The following is a 15,411-nucleotide window of genomic DNA, read 5'->3' on the forward strand; positions in this document are numbered from 1 at the left end:
CCATGGTCGCGCCCGGACGGCGGTGCATCCAGGGAGCGGCGCTCCCTGGATGAACGCTCCTCTCCCGCACCCGCCCGATCCCGCCCACAGTGGAAGGAGTACCGACGACGAAGGAGACCGTGATGACGAAGGAGACCGTGATGCAGACGCGAACCCTGGGCCACACCGGCCCGACCGTTTCCGCCCTCGGCCTGGGAGCCATGGGCATGTCCGATGCGTACGGCGCGGCCGACCGTACGGAGAGCATCGCCACGGTGCACGCCGCGCTGGACGCCGGTGTGACGCTGATCGACACGGGCGACTTCTACGCCATGGGCCACAACGAACTGCTGCTCGCCGAGGCCCTGCGCGGCCGGGACCGGGACAGCTACCGGCTGAGCGTCAAGTTCGGCATGCTGCGCGGGCCGGGCCCGGCGTTCGGCGGGACGGACGGCCGCCCCGAGGCGGTCAAGAACTTCCTGGCCTACTCGCTGACCCGGCTCGGCGTCGACCACATCGACATCTACCGGCCGGCCCGGCTGGACCCGGACGTGCCGATCGAGGAGACGGTGGGCGCGATCAAGGAGATGATCGACGCCGGCTACGTACGCCACCTGGGCCTCTCCGAGGTCGATGCGGCGACGATCCGCCGGGCGCACGCCGTCCAGCCGGTCGCTGACCTGCAGATCGAGTACTCCCTGATCTCCCGCGCGGTGGAGGCCGAGATCCTGCCCACGCTTCGGGAGCTGGGCATCGGGATGACCGCGTACGGAGTGCTGAGCCGGGGCCTGATCTCCGGGCACTGGTCGGCCGGCCGCGCCACCGACTCCGGCGATGCGCGCGGGCACAGTCCGCGGTTCTCCGCGGACAACGTGGATCACAACCTCGCCCTCGTGGAGGCGCTGCGCCGGGTGGCAGCTGCGAAGGGGTGCACTGTCGCACAGCTGGCCATCGCGTGGGTGGCCGCTCAGGGTGAGGACATCGTGCCGCTGGTGGGTGCGCGCACCCGTGAGCGGCTGGCCGAGGCGCTGCCCGCGCTGGAGGTGAACCTCACCGGCGACGACCTCGCCGAGATCGAGAAGGCGGTGCCGCTCGGCGCTGCACGCGGAGACCGGTATCCGTCCGCCTTCATGTCCGGCCTCGGCGCGGGTAACTGAACGGGCGGCGAGCCGGCGCACGCGAGGTGCCGGACGCGGCATAGGAATTCTCTATACCTCCTGCTGCTTTTTCGTCTTTGTCCCGCATTCCATTCCGGTCGTACGGTGAATCAGCGCGACGAGGTGTACACCCCTTTTCGTTGAGCTGACTCACACACGATCGAGAGGGCCGGTGGCATGACCACAGTCGAGAATGGAACCGGGAACGAATTCGGGAACGGACCGGGAGACGGGTCGGGGAACGGATCGGGGAACGGGTCGGGGACGCCGGAATTGGCGGGGAAGCGTGCGCTGGTCACGGGAGGTTCTCGCGGTATCGGAGCGGCCGTCGTACGCCGGCTTCTGGACGCGGGCGCCGAGGTCCTGACGACCGCCAGGTCCGCGACGGGCACGGTGCCGGACGGCGCCTCCTTCGTGGCCGCCGATGTACGGACCCGGGCAGGGGCGGAGGCGCTCGCCGCGACCGCGCGGGAGATGCTCGGCGGGGTAGACATCCTGGTTCACAACGCGGGCGGGGCGCGGCCTCACGAGGGCGCCCTGGCCATCCCCGACGAGGAGTGGCAGGACGCGCTGGACCTGAACTACCTGGCGTCGGTGCGGCTGGACGCGCTGCTGGTGCCGGGGATGCGGGAGCGGCGTTCGGGGCGGATCGTGCACGTCTCCTCGGCGGCGGTCCTCACCCCGGTGGGTCCGTTCCTGCACTACACGGCGGCGAAGGCGGCGCTGGAGAACTACAGCAAGGGCCTGGCCGTGGAGCTGGCGCCGTTCGGCATCCGGGTCAACACCGTGTCCCCCGGCAGGACCGCCACCCCTGGCGGCGAAGCGACCCGCGAGCAGTGGGCGGAGGTGTCCGCGCGCATGGGCGGCGCACCCGCCCCGACCAACGCCGCCGACACCGCGCCGCTGGGGCGCGACGGGCTGCCCGAGGACATCGCGGACGCGGTGCTGTTCCTGCTGTCCGACCGGGCGAAGTGGCTGACGGCGAGCAATCTTATTGTCGACGGCGGAGAATTCCCCAGGGGCTGAAGCCGGGGGATTGATTCCGGTTCCGGAATGCGGGTGTCCGAACGGCGACTCCGAAATGCTATTTCAGGCCGATGGGGATGCCGATGGGGATATCGATGGGATGTTGATGGGGATTAGGCAGATCTGGCGAAGGAGGCGGAATCGGACCAGGTCTCCTGCCGCAGAAGGCCGAGCAGGGCCGTCTCGGCAGGCCCCGCGTTCTGCCTGAGGACGGCGATGACGGGCTGGGTCACGACCGGGAACACCGGGCGGACGAGGTGCTCGTGACCGTGGGGCACGGCGGAGGCCGGGACGAGCGTCGGGCCCAGCCCCTGTGCGGCCCAGCGCACGGCCGTCGCCGTCTGCGACACACGGGCGGCCGTGATCGGGGCCGGGCCGGCCTCCCGCAGCACGTTCTGCAGGACGGCGTCCAGCGCGCTGTCGCGGTCGAACCTCACCCACGGCTCGCCCTCCAGATCGCGCAGGTCGACCCGGTCCGAGGCGAGCTGCGGGTGTCCGGCGCCCAGCACCACGACGAACTCCTCGTCCCCGAGGCGGTGGGCGTCGGCCGGGCTCCGCTCGCACGCCGCCATCAGGGCGAGGTCCAGCACGCCCCGACGGCACAGCTGCTCCAGCTCGGCGGAGCTCGGCTCCTCGAAGACGGTGATCTCCAGCCGGGGGAAGCGGCGGCGCAGCGTGCCCAGGGCGCCGGGGAGCTGCCGTGTGCCGAAGCCCAGCTGCGCCGCGACCGTCAGCTCGCCGGCCAGCTCTTCGGCCCCGGCCCGCGCCGTCGCCCTCGCCCGCCGCGACGCGCTCACGGCGACCTCGGCCTCCCGCAGGAACGCGCGGCCGACCGCGGTGGGCACCAGCCCGGTCGGCGTACGGGAGAACAGCTGCACGCCGAGGTCCCGCTCCAGGCCGCGGATCTGCTGGGACACCGACGGCTGGGCGACGTGCAGCAGCTCCGCCGCCGCCGTCACCGAGCCCTCCTCCGCGACGGCCAGGGCGTACTCGAACTGGCGAAGGCTCATCGGTAGCCGTTCCTCCCCGCGGTGGACCGGAAGTCCACACCGTCGTCGTCGTGTTGTCGTGTCGTCGTCGCTGTCATCGTAAGTGAGCGCCTTCCGGGGCGGGCTGGGGTCGGAGGCCCTGCGCCGCATCACGCATATGCTGTTGCAGGCATATAGCTGAGGTCGTATATTGGTCTGGTGAGTACCCCGGCAAGTGACGTCATCGCAGTGCTCGCCGAGCCCAATCGCCGGCGCATTCTCGACCTCCTCAAGGATGGTGAGCGGCCCGTCGGTGAGCTGGTCGACGAGCTGGGGCTGACGCAGCCGGCCGTCTCCAAGCATCTGCGCACTCTGCGCGATGCCGGGCTGGTCGAGGCCAGGGCCGATGCTCAGCGGCGGCTGTACCGGATACGCCCGGAGCCGTTGGCCGAGCTCGATGCGTGGCTCGCCTCCTACCGCAGGCTGTGGAGCGTGAGCCTGGACCGTCTGGACCGGCATCTGGAGGAAGGAGCATCATGAGCAATTCCGCAGACCCGGCAGGCCGGAACAACCCAGCCACCAACACCAACTCCACCAACACCGCCGACGCCACGGTGAGTACGGGTGGCGAGCGGCCGGTCCTGCGCTTCGAGCGGGTCCTGGCCAAGCCTCCCGAGGCGGTCTGGCGCGCGATCACCGACCGCGAGGAGCTCAGGGCCTGGTTTCCGTGCGAGGTCGTCACCGACGCCTGGGAGCCCGGCGCCAGGATCAGCTTCCCGTTCCCGGGGACCGACATGACCCTCACCGGCGTCGTCCTGGAAGCGGAGGCGCCCCGCGTCCTCGCCTACACCTGGGGAGAGGAGACCCTCCGCTTCCACCTGACAACGGAGCCGGGCGGTCGCACCCGCCTGGTGTTCACCGATGAGACGCCCCCGGACATCGCTGCCCGCAACGCGGCCGGCTGGCAGATCTGCCTCGGCCACCTCGCCGGTGAATCCATCGCCACCGACGCCTGGAAGGGGCACTTCGACCGCTACACCGCCGCGTTCGAACCGGCCCTCGGCCCCCAACAGGGTCCTCCCGCCGGGAGCTGAGAGCACGGCGGTACGCGGCAGTACGGCAAGTGGCTTACCGCGCCACGAATCGGGTGAACCCGCCTGCCGCTGCGCACGATCGCATGGGTGATCACGCCTGCTCCGTGTGTAGTGAACGGAATGAATTCAGACGAAGAACCACAGACGGATCCAGCGAGTTCGACCGATCCAGCGAGTTCGACGGATCCAGTGAGTTCGACCGGTCCGGCGAGTTCGCCTGATTCGGACAACCCACCGGCGGACGCGCGAGTGAACCGGCGCGGGCTGTTCGCCGCCGCCGGGGCACTCGCGGCCGGCGGCACCGTAACGGCTCTGGCGACCGGCCGCGCCATCGCGCCGGCCGCCGCGGCGGAGCGCCGGCCGGGCAGAACGCCGGGGGCCGTCTCGGTCCGGCCGACGGACCCCCGATACGGCAGCCTCCTGCGCGGCGACAACTGGCGCTTCCAGGGGCGGCCGGACGAGATCCAGGTGGCGGGCTCCACGGAACAGGTCGTGCGGGCCGTGTCGGAAGCCGTACGGTCCGGGCGCCGGCTCGCGGTGCGCAGCGGAGGCCACTGCTTCGAGGGCTTCACCGCGGACCCGGACGTACGCCTGCTGCTGGACCTCTCGCCCATGAACGCGGTCGTCCACGACGAGGAACGGGGCGCGTTCGAGGTCGGGCCAGGAGCGACCCTGGGCCACGTCTACCGGACCCTCTTCACGCGATGGGGCGTGACGGTACCCGGAGGAGGCTGCCCGGAGGTCGGCGCGGGCGGGCACTTCTGCGGAGGCGGGTACGGGCCGCTCTCACGCCGGTACGGATCCGTCGTGGACCACCTCTACGGCGTGGAGGTGGTGGTCGTCGACAGCCGGGGCACCGTCCGCACCGTCGTCGCCACCCGCGAACCGGACGATCCGCACCGCGACCTCTGGTGGGCGCACACGGGCGGCGGAGGCGGCAACTTCGGGGTCGTCACCAAGTACTGGCTTCGTGCACCGGACGCCACCGGCACCGATCCCTCCCGGCTGCTGCCACGCGCCCCCGCCAGGCTGCTGGAATGCGTGGTGGCCTGGGACTGGGACGAGCGGATGACCGAGAAGGCGTTCACCACACTGCTGAGCAACTTCGGTCGCTGGCACGAGCGGAACAGCGCGGCCGGCACCCCGGAGGCGAACCTCTACGCGATCCTCCAGGCGGCGCACCGCAGCGCGGGCAGCTTCCGCATGATCGTCCAGATCGACGCGGACGTCCTGGGTGCGGACGGGCTGGTGACGGATTTCGTGTCCGCCGTGACCGCCGGAACCGGGGCCGAACCGACGGTCGACGCCCGGCGGACCATGCCGTGGCTGCACCCGGTCACCTGGCCGGGCGCGGGCGAGGCCGGTGATGTGATCACCCGGCGGTACAAGATCAAGGCCGCCTGCCTGCGCCGCTCACTGGCAGGACCTCAGCTCGCCGCGGTCTACCGGCACTTGACGAACTCCACCGGGACCCCGGCCGGCGGCCTGGAGCTGTTCGGGTACGGAGGCCAGGTCAACACGGTCCGGCCCGGAGAGACCGCGGTGGCCCAGCGCGATTCGGTCATGAAGGCCGACTTCCACACGGTCTGGGCCGACGAGTCCGACGACGCGGCCAGCCTCGCCTGGGTCCGCGACTTCTACCGGGACGTGTACCGGGACACCGGAGGCGTACCCGTGCCCGACAGGATCAGCGACGGGTCCTACATCAACTACCCCGATGTCGACCTGGCCGATCCCGCCTGGAACACCTCCGGAGTTCCCTGGCACACCCTCTACTACAAGGACGACTACCCCCGGCTCCAGCGGGTGAAGTCACGCTGGGACCCGCTCAACGTGTTCCATCACGCGCTGGCTGTCCGCCCGTCCGGACGCTGACGGGCGGACAGCCCCGCGACCGGCTACAGCTCCTCGCCGAAGGCCTCGGCCAGTTCACGCCACTGGGCCCTCGGCAGGCCCGCGCCGCCCTCTCCGGCGGTGAGCACCTGGAGGGCGACGTGGTCGGCGCCTGCGTCGAGGTACTGCTGCGCCCGCGCCTTCACCTGCCCGGCGTCCCCCAGGGCGAAGAGGGCGCCGAGCAGGCGGACGCTGCCGCCGTCCGCGAAGTCGCTCTCCGCGAACCCCAGGCGCAGCAGGTTGTCGGTGTAGTTGGGCAGCTGGAGGTACATCCCCAGCATGTTCCGGGCGGTGGTGCGGGCCCGGTCGGCATCGGTGTCGAGCACGACGGACAGCTCCGGGGCGAGCAACGCGTCCGGGCCGAGAGCCTCGCGCGCCTCCGCCGTGTGCTCGGCGGTGACGAGGTAGGGGTGCGCGCCCAGCGCCCTGTCGGCCGCGAGCTTCAGCATCTTCGGGCCGAGCGCCGCCAGGACCCGGTGTCCGGAGTCCACGGACGGGGCGGCGGCGTCCAGCGCGTCGAGGTAGGCGACCATCGCGCTGTACGGCTTCGCGTACTGCGGCACCATCGGGCCGTGGCTGACGCCCAGGCCGAGGACGAACCGCCCGCGCGCCTTCTCGTCGATCGACGCGATCCGGGCCGCCACGTCCTGCGCCGTGTGGTCCCAGATGCTCAGGATGCCGGTGGCGACGGTGGCCTTGCTGGTGGCGTCGACGACCGCGGCCGCGTCCTCCGGTGACGGACTGCCGCCGATCCAGAGCGTCCCGTACCCCAGCTCCTCGAGCTCCGCGACGGCTTCCGCGATCGCTCGCTTCCCCGCGTCGTCCGCCCGCGACCCGTGCAGGGCGCCGCTCCAGATGCCGATCCGTCCGAATGCCTCACGCGTCTCAGAAGTCATGCTGTGGCCAACAGGCACCAGCGGCCGCTATTCCCGGCCGGGCCGGGATTCATCCATGTGCACGCGATACCGGCCCCGCTACGGTTGGGTGACCCTCAGTTCCCGTACGCCCGTGGGCTCGCCCGCATCCGCGGAGCGGACCGTCACCCGCACCTCGCGGGCGACGGCCCCCGCCCGGAACGGCTCCCAGCGCCGCCCGTCCGCCGAGGTCTCCAGCCGGTACGAGGCGGGGCGCACGTCCGTCCACTCCGGCGCGAACGCCGCCACCGCGCCGGTCCGGCCCAGGTCCACGGTCAGCGTGCCCGTCGCTCCGTCCGGGGACCAGGCCGTGGCCGTGCTGCCGTCCACCGCCGCCGCCGCGTACAGGCCGGGGGACTCGGAGGTGGCCGTCGCCGGGCGGCAGCGGGACGCGTCCGTGCTCGGGGCGAGGTCGGGGCGGCGGGTCGGCAGGGTGAGCGCGGTGGACAGGAGACGCGGTCCGGCTGGCGTGTGGAGGGTGAACGGGGCGCCCGAGGTCAGCCGGACCTGCGTGGTCCGGGGACCGATCGCGATGTCGTACGTACGGCCCTGATAGCGCAGCCCCGTCAGCGTGACCCCCTCGCGCAGTTGTGGCGGCAGCATCGGGTCCAGCCGGACCCCGTCCTCGCGCAGCCGCAGCCCCGTCAGCCCGTGCGTGAACACCTGGAGGAAGCCGCCCTTGCCGGTGAGGAAGTCCTCGGCCGGAAATCCCGACAGGGGGTCCTGCGCGCCCGCTTTCGCGCCCCGCGCCTCACTGAAGAGGGCGTACGGACCGCGCGTAAACGGGCGCACGGCACGCTGGAGGTAGGTGTACGTCGCACAGCCCGGCTCCCCGATCGCGGCCGCGTCGATGGCGTGGACCGAATCCGTCATCGCCGGGCCGTCGGGATCGGTGCGGGCCGCGTAGTAGTCGAGCGTGGCGGCCGCCGCACCCGGCTCCATCGGCCACTCCAGCGGGTAGACGAGCAGCACGGTGTCGGCCTGTTTGATCGTCGAGCCGTCGTAGCCCGCGTACTGGAGGAAGAGCTTGCGCTCCGGGTCGTACGGAATGCGCAGACCGTCCGCGACCCTGGCCCACTCGGCCGGGGCGGGGTGGCCGAGGAGCCCGGCCGCGCGGGTGGCGTTGCGCAGGGCGGTGGCGGCGACGGCGTTGGTGAACACCCCGTCCGTGACGCCGTTGCTGTACTCGTCCGGGCCCGCCACCTCCTTCACGGAGTAACTGCCGTCATCGTTCGCGGTGGCGCGCGAGGCCCAGAAGTCCGCGATGCCCCGCAGCAGTTGCCAGCCGTGGCCGGCCAGCCAGTCGCGGTCACCGGTGGCCAGGTAGTACTGCCAGACGGCCAGGGAGACATCGCCCTGGAGATGGTTCTGCGTGACGCAGTGCGGCGGGTTCCAGCTCTGGCACTCCGACCAGAGGTTGCCCTTGCTCGCGCTCGTCCAGGGGTAGAACAGCCCCTTGAACCCCAGCTTCTCGGCGTTGGTACGGGCCTGGCCGCGGGTGCGGTAGCGGTACTCGACCACCGAACGGGCCAGCTCGGGACGGGTGGCGAGCAGCCCGGGGTACATCCAGGTCTCGGCGTCCCAGAACACCATGCCCGCGTAGTTGTCGCTGGTCAGCCCGGCCGGGGCGATGCTGTCGCGGGAACCGGTGCGGGTGGCGGCGAGGAGCCCGTACTGCGCGGAGCGGAGCCATTTCTGGAGGTCGGGGCTGCCGGGTACGGACACGTCCGCGGACCAGTCCCGGCGCCAGACGGCGGCGTTCTCCGCGAGGACCGCGGACCAGCCGAGCCGCGCCCCGCGCCGGGAGGCCTCGCGGGCGGTGGTGCGCGGCGCGCGCGAGGTCAGCGCGGTGTCGACCCCGACGTACTTCTCGAACGTGTACGTGCGCCCGACGCTCACCCGGGACGGAGCCGCGTGACCGGCGACCGGGGGCGTGGTGCCGGTGGTTCGGCCCGTGACGCCGGAGCCCCGGCGCATCGTCTGCACGATCGCGCCCGCCGTTCCGGTGCCCCGGGTCCGGAACGTCCCGTCGTCGTCGAGCGCGATCCGGCGCGCGCCGCGCGGGTCGAGCCGGCCGGTGACCGTCGCCGTGCCGCTCCAGTGCGGGGTCATGCGGAGCCGGACGGCGCCGGTGTGCACGGAGGCGCGGTCGGCCAGCACCTCGTACGTCAGGTCGGTCGCGCGGCCGTCGGAGGTCGTCCAGCGCAGCGACGTACGCACCAGCCCGCAGCGCAGGAACACCGTCTGGCGGTACCGGGAGATCCGGCCCGCCGGAGTGGCGGAGCCGTACGTCTCGTCGCCCACACGCACATCGAGGTTGGTCCAGCTCGGCAGTGCGGCGGCCACTTCGCGTCCGGCGGCCAGGTCCTCGTCCCGGCCGAAGAGCCCGGCGACGAAGGCCCCGTCGTAGCGCGGGGTATACAGCGGCCAGCCGGTCTTCTCGCCCGGCTCCGCGTATCCGGCGCCCGCGGCGGGCACCCGGTGGCCCAGGTATCCGTTGCCCACGTAGGGGTCGTAGCCCTTGGCCTCGCCGAACGTGGTGGACGTCGGCGCCCAGGCGGGGTCGGTGTCGCGGCCGCAGGCGGGATGCGCGGCGGGGCCGGGTCCGGCAGCGGGGCCGGCGGCTGGGGGGCGCGCGGTCGGGTGCGAGGCGTAGGCGACGGGCGGCAGGGGCGAGATCAGGGCGCAGGCGACCAGTGACGTGAGGAGGGAAATTCGCGAGGTGCGCACGGTACGAACGTAAGGAAACGGGCACGGCACATCGACGCACGGCGCGCGGGTGAACGGCTGATAGGGGCTGATACGGCTGATACGGCAATGGGCAGGGGTGCCCGCGGCCGGGTTCCGTCCCGTGGTCAGCGGAAAACCGTTGGACACCCGGCGCCGGATGTTCCACGATCCGCGCCTGTGAAGACGAAACAGCTTCTGGCCCGCGCCGCCGCCCGCAACAACGCCGAATGGTGTGCCGCGATGAGCCGGTCGCACGGCTTGGCGAGCACGTTCGGGGCGCAGGTCTGGACGGCCCCGGCTCGTACGCCGCTCTACTACCCCGACGCGGTCACGCTGGTGCCGGGCACCGAGGTGTCAGCGGTGACGACCGGGATCGACACTTCGACGCCCGGGGCCTCGGTCAAGGACAGCTTTGCCGACCTCGCCGACCTCGACCTGGTGGAGGCGGGATTCCAGGTGCTGTTCGAGGGCCAGTGGATCCACCGTCCGGCACGTGCCCCCGCCACCGCGTCGGACCTCGACTGGGAGGTGGCCGGAACCCGGGACAAGCTGCGCGCCTGGGCGCACGCCTGGGACGACGGGAATGGCAACGCGGACATCTTCCGGCCCGGACTGCTCGATGACCCGGCCACGTTCGTGCTCGCCGGAAGGTCCCCCGACGGAACAGTGACCGCCGGAGCGGTGGCGAGCCGGAGCGACCAGGTGGTCGGGGTGTCGAACGTCTTCGCGCTGAACGGCGGTCCCGACACGGCCTGGCCGGTCGTGCTGGAAGCGGTGCACTCGCTGTTCCCGGCGGCGCCTGTGGTCGGCTACGAACACGGCGACGACCTGGAGGCCGCCCTTCGGCACGGCTTCGAGCCGGTCGGCCCGCTGCGGATCTGGCTGCACGGCTAGGGTCTGTCGGTCTGTTGCTCTGTCGGTCTGTCGGTCTGTGCGTCTGTGTGGCGGGCGTAGGCCCCTGGCTCAGCCCTCTCGGTTGGATCAGGTCCGGATGAGGTCCGGATCAGGCCGCGAGGCCCGTCTTGAGGCCCGCGCCGCACAGCGGTACGACGACGCTGCGGTCCTTCCAGCCGCCGACCGCGGCCCAGCACGCGACCCCGGTCGTCTCCACGTAGAAGCCGCGGGCGGCCAGATCCAGTTGGGCGTCGCGGATCTGGTCCTCGGTCACGGTCAGGAAGGTGCCGCCGGATTCGCGCACCGCCGCGAGGATCGCCCGGGCGCGCGGGGGACGCGGGATGGCGATGCCTTCGGCGAGGGTGGGGGAGAGGGCGCCGGCCGGACCGTCGAGGAGATCTTCCGCCCCGGCGCGGAAGGCCTCGGCCAGCGGGGAGACGGCCTCGGCCTGTACGGCGATCAGGGCCGGGCGGGTGTTGATCAGGCCCTGGTCGAGGAGCTCCGTGATGGCCAGGGCCGCGCCGAGGAGCAGGGTGCCGTTGCCGACCGGTACGGCGATCGCGTCGGGGAGCCTGCCGCCGAGGTCCTCCCACAGCTCGTACACGTACGTCTTCGTGCCGTGCAGGAAATACGGGTTGAACACGTGCGAGGCGTAGAAGGTGCCGGGTGCGTCGGCGGCGGCTCGGGCGGCCAGGGCAGTGGCCTCGCGGTCCCCGGGGACGATTTCCAGCCGGGCTCCGTGGGCCCGGATCTGCTCGGTCTTCTTCGGGGACGTGCCCTCGGGGACGTACACCGTGCACGGCAGCCCGGCGCGGGCGCAGTAGGCCGCGACGGCGGTGCCCGCGTTGCCGCTGCTGTCCGCCACGACGCGCGCGGGAGAGAGGCTCCGGGCCAGTTCGGAGAGCATCACCGCGCCTCTGTCCTTGAAGGAGAGCGTCGGCATGAGGAAGTCGAGTTTGGCCGAGACCGTACCGGTGAGCGGCACGAGCGGGGTCCGGCCCTCACCGAGAGTGGTGGTGGGCGCGGCGAGCGGCAGCACCTCCTCGTAGCGCCAGAGCGAGTTGACCCGTCCGAGCAGCGCACCGGCACGTATGGCGGTCGCGATCTCGAAGTCGAGGTCCCAGGGGCCGCGGCAGACCGGGCAGCACCAAGTCAGCGAGGAGACGTCGGCACGGGTTCCGTCCTGCGGGCAGAGGTAAGAGGTGGCCATGGCAGTCAGCATCTCAGGAGGGCGCGCGGGGAAGTCAGCGACTCAGGGGGCTGGTTCGGTGCGTCGCCGGGCGGCTGCCGGGTATGCGCACGTCGATCACGAATCATCACTTCGAGTGAATCTCTGGCCTGCGCTTGCGGTGCCGAACCGACGGTTGCGACGCTGTTGCAGTCTGTCAACCTCTTGGGGAGTGGCCTGTGACTTTCGGTGAGCAGCCCGCCTATCTGCGCGTTGCGAGCGATCTGAGAGAGAAGATCGTCAGCGGTTCGCTGCCGCCGCATACGCGCCTGCCGTCCCAGGCGCGGATCCGTGAGGAGTACGGGGTCTCGGACACCGTCGCGCTGGAAGCGCGCAAAGTGCTGATGGCCGAGGGGCTGGTCGAGGGCCGATCCGGCTCCGGCACGTATGTGCGCGAGCGCTCGGTCCCGCGCCGGATCGCCCGTTCCGGCTTCCGCTCCGAGACCGGTGCCAGTCCGTTCCGGCAGGAGCAGACGGCCGAGGGGGCGCGGGGGACCTGGGAGTCACGGAGCGAACAGGAGGGGGCGAGTCCGGAGATCGCCGAGCGGCTCGGGATCGAGCCCGGCGACCGGGTGATGCGGACGCGCTACGTGTTCCGGGAGTCGGGCGAGCCGATGATGCTCTCGACCTCCTGGGAGACCCTCGCTGTCACGGGGCGCACGCCCGTGATGCTGCCGGAAGAGGGTCCGCTGGGCGGCTGCGGGGTGGTCGAGCGGATGGCCGCCATTGATGTGGTCGTGGACAACGTGGCCGAGCAGGTCGGCGCGCGCCCGGGGCTGGCGGAGGAGCTCCTGGCGCTCGGCGGTGTGCCGGGACATGTCGTGATGGTGATCGAGCGCACGTACTACGCGTCGGGGCGGCCGGTCGAGACTGCCGACGTGGTGGTGCCGGCCGATCGCTATCGGATCGCCTACCACCTGCCTGTCCGGTGACCGGCCACCGGAAGGGCCGTCCTGCTGGGTGACCGATAGCCGGTGGAACCCGTCCGGCGTCCGTGACGACAAGTTAACGTCCGCGCAGGTCCCGTAACAGCCGGGCAATCGTCTCCCGTGATGGCTTGTCATGTCCTGCTCCTAACTTCCCGTTCGAACCCGCACACCGGACTGACGAACGGGAAGTCACCGATGACGGACACAGCCATACCCCAGACGGCCGGGGGTCCTGAGACGGCTGCCGCCCCAGGAGCCCCGGATGGCGCCCCGGAAGCCTTGGCTGCCGCGCCGGGCGCCTTGGAAGCCGCGCCGGGCGCTCCGGATGGCGCGCCGGGGGGCCCGGACGTCGCTCCGGGGGCCCCGGGAGACGGAGCCAGATCCACCACGCCGCCCAGGCGCAGTTACGCCAAGCTCGCCGCCGACGAGAGCCGTGAGGACTACTCCCTCCGCTACGCACCGCACTCGTTCCGGCGCTGGTCGCCGGGTGTGGTCGCGGGCACCGCGCTCGGCGGGATCGCCTATCTGGCCGACTTCGCCATCGGCGCCTCGATCGTCTTCACCTACGGCTTCACCAGTGGGTTCGCCTCGATCATGGCGGCGGCGACGATCATCTTCCTCACCGGCATCCCCATCGCCCGAGCCTGCGCGAAATACGGCCTGGACATGGACCTGGTCACCCGGGGCGCCGGATTCGGCTACTTCGGTTCGACGCTGACCTCGCTGATCTACGCGTCCTTCACCTTCATCTTCTTCGCCCTCGAAGGCTCGATCATGGCGCAGGCCATGCATCAGGCCATCGGCCTGCCGGTCCAGGCGGGCTATCTGATCACCACCCTGATCGTCATCCCGATCGTCTTCCGGGGGATGGGAGCCCTCGCCAAGGTCCAGGCCTGGACCCAGCCGATCTGGATCATCGGCATGGTGCTGCCGTTCGTCGTCCTCGCCTTCGAGGCGCCGGGCGCCTGGGGCGCGTTCGGCTCCTTCGGCGGTACGGAAGGCGCGGGTTCGGGATTCTCCTGGATCGGGTTCGGGCTCGGCACGGGCGTCGCGCTCTCGCTCATCGCCCAGATCGGTGAGCAGGCCGACTACCTGCGCTTCATGCCGGCGAAGACGGAGGCCAACAAGCGCCGCTGGAACATCGCGGTCCTCGCCGCCGGTCCCGGCTGGGTGATCATCGGCGCGGCCAAGCAGCTCGGCGGTGCGCTGCTCGCCTTCGTCGCACTCGAAGCGGTCGGCAAGACGCACGCGCTGGAGCCGATCGCCCCGCAGATCGAGGCACTGAAGCCCTGGCTCGGCTCGTTCGCCCTGCCCGCCGCCGCGCTCTTCGTGATCGTGTCGCAGATCAAGATCAACGTGACCAACGCCTACAGCGGCTCGCTGTCCTGGTCGAACTTCTTCTCCCGGATCACCCACCGTCACCCCGGCCGGGTCTGGTACATCTTCCTCAATCTCGTCATCGCGCTGACGCTGATGGAGATGAACATGTTCGCCGCCCTCAACAAGCTGCTGGGCTTCTACTCGAACGTCGGCATCGCGTGGATCGCGGCGGTCGCCGCCGACCTGGTCATCAACAAGCGCATCGGGCTGAGCCCTCCGTACATCGAGTTCAAGCGGGCCTACCTGTACGCGGTGAACCCGGCGGGATTCGGCGCGATGCTGATCGCCTCGACCGTCTCGATCCTCGCCTTCTTCGGACTGTTCGGTACGTACGCGGAGGCCTTCTCCACCTTCATCGCGGCCGGCCTCTCGCTGACCCTCTGTCCGCTGATCGCCTGGGCGACCAGGGGCAAGTACTACCTGGCCCGGCCCAATCCGGTGAACGGTCCGGGAGTCGAGGTCGCGGACATCACCGCCACCCACACCTGCTCGGTCTGCGAAACGGCCTACGAGCTCCCGGACATCGCGGACTGTCCCGTGCAGTCCGGCCCGATCTGCTCGCTGTGCTGCTCGTTGGACGCGGAATGCGGGGACGTCTGCCGCAAGGAACCGGCCAACGGCCCGGTCCTCATGCCGATGCCCGTACTGCGCGACGGAGCGGGGGAGGGCGCGGCGGCGAACGCGAGCCGGGTATAGGCCGCTCCGGCCGCCCTCCGACCGCCTTCCGGGCCCGTCCGCCCCACTCCGGGCAGCTGAGGGCGGGTCGGAGCGGTTCGGTTAGAACCGGCCAGGGGGCGCGGCCAGTTGACTGCGCCCCCTGGCGCTTGGTCCACACCTGGCCGGATCGGTATCTCTTTGTGCAATTCCGTATTCGTTGTGTGAAGGTCAGGCGTACGCTCGGGCATATGCGTACTGCGGTTTCCTGGGGATCCTTAGAAACATGCACGCCGTTCAGGGGAGGGGCGCAATGCTCGGGAGGGGCACGATGAGCGACAGCGGTGCCGCGCTCCCTTGGCTGGTGATACGGCAGGACGACAACGGCAACCGCTACCGCGTGGGCAGGTACGCCACGCAGGACGAGGCCCAGCGGACCGCCGACAAACTCGATGTCCGCGGCCACAAGCAGCTCTACTGGGTGGAGCGGGCCGGGCAGGCCGCGCGGCCGTAGCGCGCGCCGTTCCGGTCGTCGAGCCGACCCGTCGGCGGTGGCGGGCCGGAT

The 15,411-nt window shown here is 71.3% G+C and carries 13 protein-coding genes; 9 read left to right on the forward strand and 4 right to left on the reverse strand.

The annotated features are described in order from the left end of the window. Positions 1–140: 140 nt before the first annotated feature. Positions 141–1,136, forward strand: a complete 996-nt coding sequence (locus tag OG892_RS26370) for an aldo/keto reductase (protein WP_073736812.1) — start codon at positions 141–143, stop codon at positions 1,134–1,136. Positions 1,137–1,409: 273 nt separating this feature from the next. After that, positions 1,410–2,162, forward strand: a complete 753-nt coding sequence (locus OG892_RS26375; RefSeq protein ID WP_073736670.1) for an SDR family oxidoreductase — start codon at positions 1,410–1,412, stop codon at positions 2,160–2,162. A gap of 113 nt (positions 2,163–2,275) precedes the next feature. On the opposite strand, the gene OG892_RS26380 is transcribed toward OG892_RS26375, so the two are convergent. Next, on the reverse strand, positions 2,276–3,172 hold the full coding sequence (locus OG892_RS26380; protein WP_371630451.1) for a LysR family transcriptional regulator: 897 nt from the start codon (positions 3,170–3,172) through the stop codon (positions 2,276–2,278). Positions 3,173–3,349: 177 nt separating this feature from the next. Here OG892_RS26380 and OG892_RS26385 point away from each other — a divergent pair, with 177 nt between their 5' ends. From OG892_RS26385 to OG892_RS26395, 3 genes are all read left to right on the forward strand, one after another. Next, positions 3,350–3,670: a helix-turn-helix transcriptional regulator gene (locus OG892_RS26385; RefSeq protein WP_242436742.1), complete on the forward strand. Its 321-nt coding sequence runs from the start codon at positions 3,350–3,352 to the stop codon at positions 3,668–3,670. After that, complete coding sequence (locus OG892_RS26390) at positions 3,667–4,224, forward strand: SRPBCC domain-containing protein (RefSeq protein WP_371630452.1); 558 nt, start codon at positions 3,667–3,669, stop codon at positions 4,222–4,224. The genes OG892_RS26385 and OG892_RS26390 overlap by 4 nt, the downstream gene beginning before the upstream one ends. Positions 4,225–4,473: 249 nt before the next feature. Next, positions 4,474–6,099, forward strand: coding sequence for an FAD-binding oxidoreductase (locus OG892_RS26395; RefSeq protein WP_371630453.1), 1,626 nt, complete (start codon positions 4,474–4,476; stop codon positions 6,097–6,099). A gap of 23 nt (positions 6,100–6,122) precedes the next feature. Here OG892_RS26395 and OG892_RS26400 read toward each other — a convergent pair whose 3' ends face one another. Together OG892_RS26400 and OG892_RS26405 are read right to left on the reverse strand one after the other, a co-directional pair. After that, the gene (locus OG892_RS26400; protein WP_371630454.1) at positions 6,123–7,013 is read right to left on the reverse strand and encodes an LLM class F420-dependent oxidoreductase; all 891 of its coding nucleotides are present in this window, start codon (positions 7,011–7,013) and stop codon (positions 6,123–6,125) included. Between the two features lie 78 nt (positions 7,014–7,091). Continuing rightward, complete coding sequence (locus tag OG892_RS26405) at positions 7,092–9,761, reverse strand: discoidin domain-containing protein (RefSeq protein WP_371630455.1); 2,670 nt, start codon at positions 9,759–9,761, stop codon at positions 7,092–7,094. Positions 9,762–10,001: 240 nt separating this feature from the next. Here OG892_RS26405 and OG892_RS26410 point away from each other — a divergent pair, with 240 nt between their 5' ends. After that, positions 10,002–10,655: a hypothetical protein gene (locus tag OG892_RS26410; RefSeq protein ID WP_371631688.1), complete on the forward strand. Its 654-nt coding sequence runs from the start codon at positions 10,002–10,004 to the stop codon at positions 10,653–10,655. A 109-nt stretch (positions 10,656–10,764) separates the two neighbouring features. Here the strand turns inward: OG892_RS26410 and OG892_RS26415 are convergent, their stop codons facing one another. Continuing rightward, complete coding sequence (locus OG892_RS26415) at positions 10,765–11,865, reverse strand: threonine synthase (protein WP_371630456.1); 1,101 nt, start codon at positions 11,863–11,865, stop codon at positions 10,765–10,767. Between the two features lie 197 nt (positions 11,866–12,062). Between OG892_RS26415 and OG892_RS26420 the strand changes: the two genes are divergently transcribed. The 3 genes from OG892_RS26420 to OG892_RS26430 all read left to right on the forward strand — a co-directional run bounded on the left by OG892_RS26420 (position 12,063) and on the right by OG892_RS26430 (position 15,360). Beyond that, positions 12,063–12,815: a GntR family transcriptional regulator gene (locus OG892_RS26420; protein ID WP_371630457.1), complete on the forward strand. Its 753-nt coding sequence runs from the start codon at positions 12,063–12,065 to the stop codon at positions 12,813–12,815. A gap of 297 nt (positions 12,816–13,112) precedes the next feature. Further along, positions 13,113–14,888 (forward strand): cytosine permease, encoded by a 1,776-nt coding sequence (locus OG892_RS26425; RefSeq protein WP_371631689.1) that lies wholly within the window; start codon positions 13,113–13,115, stop codon positions 14,886–14,888. Positions 14,889–15,177: 289 nt separating this feature from the next. After that, on the forward strand, positions 15,178–15,360 hold the full coding sequence (locus OG892_RS26430) for an SPOR domain-containing protein (RefSeq protein ID WP_371630458.1): 183 nt from the start codon (positions 15,178–15,180) through the stop codon (positions 15,358–15,360). Positions 15,361–15,411: the final 51 nt, after the last annotated feature.

Origin of the sequence: Streptomyces sp. NBC_00341 (assembly GCF_041435055.1) — a bacterium.
Classification (GTDB): Bacteria; Actinomycetota; Actinomycetes; order Streptomycetales; family Streptomycetaceae; genus Streptomyces.